General features: G+C 55.6%; 3 protein-coding genes and 1 pseudogene. 3 read left to right on the top strand and 1 reads right to left on the bottom strand.

What is annotated here, in order from left to right:
* Positions 1–57: 57 nt before the first annotated feature.
* Positions 58–714 (bottom strand): tetracycline resistance transcriptional repressor TetR(D), encoded by a 657-nt coding sequence (tetR(D), locus tag ABN099_RS18910; protein WP_000113282.1) that lies wholly within the window; start codon positions 712–714, stop codon positions 58–60.
* Positions 715–809: 95 nt separating this feature from the next.
* Between tetR(D) and tet(D) the strand changes: the two genes are divergently transcribed.
* The 3 genes and pseudogenes from tet(D) to ABN099_RS18895 all read left to right on the top strand — a co-directional run.
* Positions 810–1994: a tetracycline efflux MFS transporter Tet(D) gene (gene tet(D) / locus ABN099_RS18905; protein WP_001039466.1), complete on the top strand. Its 1185-nt coding sequence runs from the start codon at positions 810–812 to the stop codon at positions 1992–1994.
* A gap of 94 nt (positions 1995–2088) precedes the next feature.
* Entirely contained in the window at positions 2089–3198 is a 1110-nt protein-coding gene (locus ABN099_RS18900; protein WP_000842134.1) for an S-(hydroxymethyl)glutathione dehydrogenase/class III alcohol dehydrogenase, read from the top strand.
* 21 nt (positions 3199–3219) lie between these two features.
* Positions 3220–3642, top strand: a pseudogene (locus ABN099_RS18895) (alpha/beta hydrolase-fold protein); the annotation flags it as partial.
* Positions 3643–3744: the final 102 nt, after the last annotated feature.

Below are 3744 nucleotides of genomic sequence, written 5' to 3'. Positions count from 1 at the left end.
ACAGAATGATGTCACGCTGAAAATGCCGGCCTTTGAATGGGTTCATGTGCAGCTCCATCAGCAAAAGGGGATGATAAGTTTATCACCACCGACTATTTGCAACAGTGCCGTAAGCTGCACCTCAAACCCCCGGATCAGGCTCTCCAGGCCATGCAGAAAGGCCTGCTCACCATCATCACTGTCCATAATCTGCAGCGCTTCCCGCAATAGCGGCGGCAGGTTTTCGTCCGGTGCTGCAGGGCGGTCGGTCAGGGCGGCAGTATGCTCCTGCTGCTCCAGTACGGCACCAAGGGTAAAATGACTGACCGCTGAAATCGCATATAACCCGTCGCGCAGTGAAAAGCCGTTTTCTGTCATAAAGCGTAACTGGGTTTCCACCGTATCATACTGTTTTTCATCAGGGCGGGTGCCGAGGTGCACTTTTGCCCCGTCACGGTAACGCAGCAGCGCCCGGCGGAAACTCATTGCATTATTGCGCAGAAATGACTGCCAGGATTCCCCCGCCGCAGGCAGTGAATAATCATGATGACGCGCCAGGATCTCCACCGCCAGCGCATCCAGTAACGCCCGTTTATTTTTCACATGCCAGTAAAGTGTCGGCTGTTCTATTCCCAGCTTCTGCGCCAGCTTGCGGGTCGTCAGCCCGTCAATCCCTGTCTCATTCAGCAGTTCCAGTGCCGCATCAATAACCGATTCTCTGTTCAGCCGTGCCATGACCGTCTCCTCCGATTTTCAGATTGACACTCTATCATTGATAGGGATATATTCCAACTCTATCAATGATAGGGAATTAACACAGGATCTGAAAAATGAATAAACCCGCTGTCATCGCGCTGGTGATTACACTGCTGGACGCGATGGGAATTGGTCTGATCATGCCGGTATTACCGTCACTGCTGCGGGAATATCTCCCGGAAGCGGATGTGGCAAACCATTACGGCATTCTGCTGGCGCTGTATGCGGTGATGCAGGTCTGTTTTGCTCCGCTGCTGGGCAGATGGTCAGATAAGCTGGGGCGCAGACCGGTGCTGCTGTTATCCCTGGCGGGTGCCGCGTTTGATTACACACTGCTGGCACTGTCCAATGTGCTGTGGATGTTGTATCTCGGGCGGATTATCTCCGGGATCACTGGTGCCACCGGCGCGGTTGCGGCTTCGGTAGTGGCGGACAGCACGGCGGTCAGCGAGCGTACCGCCTGGTTCGGCCGTCTCGGTGCGGCCTTTGGTGCCGGGCTGATTGCCGGGCCGGCTATCGGCGGACTGGCGGGGGATATCTCACCGCATCTGCCGTTTGTCATTGCGGCAATACTGAATGCCTGCACCTTTCTGATGGTCTTTTTTATCTTTAAACCGGCGGTACAGACAGAAGAAAAACCGGCGGAGCAGAAACAAGAAAGCGCAGGTATCAGCTTTATCACACTGCTTAAACCTCTGGCGCTGTTGCTGTTTGTCTTTTTTACCGCGCAGCTTATCGGGCAGATCCCGGCCACTGTCTGGGTATTGTTTACGGAGAGCCGCTTTGCCTGGGACAGCGCGGCGGTCGGTTTTTCACTGGCGGGACTCGGGGCGATGCATGCACTGTTTCAGGCGGTGGTTGCCGGGGCGCTGGCAAAACGGCTGAGTGAGAAAACCATTATTTTCGCCGGATTTATTGCCGATGCCACCGCGTTTTTACTGATGTCTGCTATCACTTCCGGATGGATGGTGTATCCGGTCCTGATCCTGCTGGCAGGCGGCGGAATTGCACTGCCTGCATTGCAGGGCATTATCTCTGCCGGGGCATCGGCGGCAAATCAGGGAAAACTACAGGGTGTGCTGGTCAGCCTGACCAATCTGACCGGCGTGGCGGGCCCGCTGCTGTTTGCTTTTATTTTCAGTCAGACACAGCAGAGTGCGGACGGTACGGTGTGGCTGATTGGCACGGCACTGTACGGTCTGCTGCTGGCAATCTGTCTGCTGATCAGAAAACCGGCACCGGTGGCGGCCACCTGCTGACCGGCGCTATACAGGCAGCGCTGTTGTGCGGTATGGTGGACGGCATTCGTGCTTATCGCCTGCCATGATAAGCCTCAGACACAGAGGAACCGTTATGAAATCACGCGCAGCAGTCGCCTTCGGGCCGGGTTTACCCCTTGAAATTGTTGAAATTGATGTGGCACCGCCGAAGAAAGGTGAAGTGCTGGTGAAAATCAGTCACACCGGGGTATGCCATACCGATGCCTACACGCTTTCCGGTGATGATCCGGAAGGTCTGTTCCCGGTGGTGCTCGGCCATGAAGGTGCCGGGGTGGTGGTTGAGGTCGGTGAGGGCGTGACCAGTGTGAAACCGGGCGACCATGTGATCCCGCTGTACACCGCCGAGTGCGGCGAGTGTGATTTCTGTACCTCCGGTAAAACCAACCTCTGTGTTGCCGTCCGCGAAACCCAGGGCAAAGGCGTGATGCCGGACGGCACCAGCCGTTTTTCGTATAACGGTCAGCCGCTCTATCACTATATGGGCTGCTCGACATTCAGCGAATATACCGTTGTGGCGGAAGTATCACTGGCGAAAATCAATCCGCAGGCCAATGCGGAGCAGGTTTGCCTGCTCGGCTGCGGCGTGACCACCGGGATCGGCGCGGTACACAATACCGCGAAGGTACAGGAAGGGGATTCTGTGGCGGTATTCGGCCTCGGCGGTATCGGGCTGGCCGTGGTGCAGGGCGCACGTCAGGCAAAAGCGGGGCGCATCTTTGCCATCGATACCAATCCATCCAAGTTTGAGCTGGCAAAACAGTTCGGCGCCACAGACTGCATTAATCCCAATGATTATGACAAACCTGTTCAGCAGGTGCTGGTCGAAATGACCAAATGGGGTGTGGATCATACCTTTGAATGTATCGGCAATGTCAATGTGATGCGGTCGGCGCTGGAAAGTGCGCACCGTGGCTGGGGGCAGTCGGTAATTATCGGGGTGGCGGGTGCCGGAAAAGAGATTTCAACCCGTCCGTTCCAGCTGGTGACCGGCCGGGTCTGGAAAGGCACGGCGTTCGGCGGCGTGAAAGGGCGTACCCAGTTGCCGGGAATGGTGGAAGATGCCATGAGCGGCAAAATCGAGCTGGCGCCGTTTGTCACGCACACCATGGAACTGGATAAAATCAATGAAGCTTTTGATTTGATGCACGACGGCAAATCCATCCGCACAGTCATTCATTACTGATAACGTATTCAGGGAGATACTATGGAACGGATTGAACATCACGTCTGTTTCGGCGGCAGCCAGGAAGTCTGGCGTCACCACTCTGCGGTGACCGGCACGCCGATGACTTTTTCCGTGTTTCTGCCGCCGCAGGCAAAAACAGAGAAATGTCCTGTGCTGTACTGGCTTTCCGGGCTGACCTGCAACGAGCAGAATTTTATCACCAAAGCCGGGGCACAGCGTTACGCAGCGGAACACGGCCTGGTGATTGTCGCGCCGGATACCAGTCCGCGCGGCAGTCAGGTGGCGGATGATAAAGAGTACGATCTCGGCCAGGGTGCCGGGTTTTATGTCAATGCCACACAGGAGCCGTGGAAAGCGCATTATCAGATGTATGATTATATTCTGAATGAGCTGCACACCCTGGTAAGCGGGCATTTCGGCACATCGGAAAAACGGGCACTGTTGCAAAGTTAGCGATGAGGCAGCCTTTTGTCTTATTCAAAGGCCTTACATTTCAAAAACTCTGCTTACCAGGCGCATTTCGCCCAGGGGATCACCATAATA

Source organism: Proteus hauseri (assembly GCF_040139125.1).
Taxonomy (GTDB): Bacteria; Pseudomonadota; Gammaproteobacteria; order Enterobacterales; family Enterobacteriaceae; genus Proteus; species Proteus hauseri_B.
Note: the sequence above shows the minus strand (reverse complement) of the source record. Positions and strands in the feature narration are given on the sequence as shown.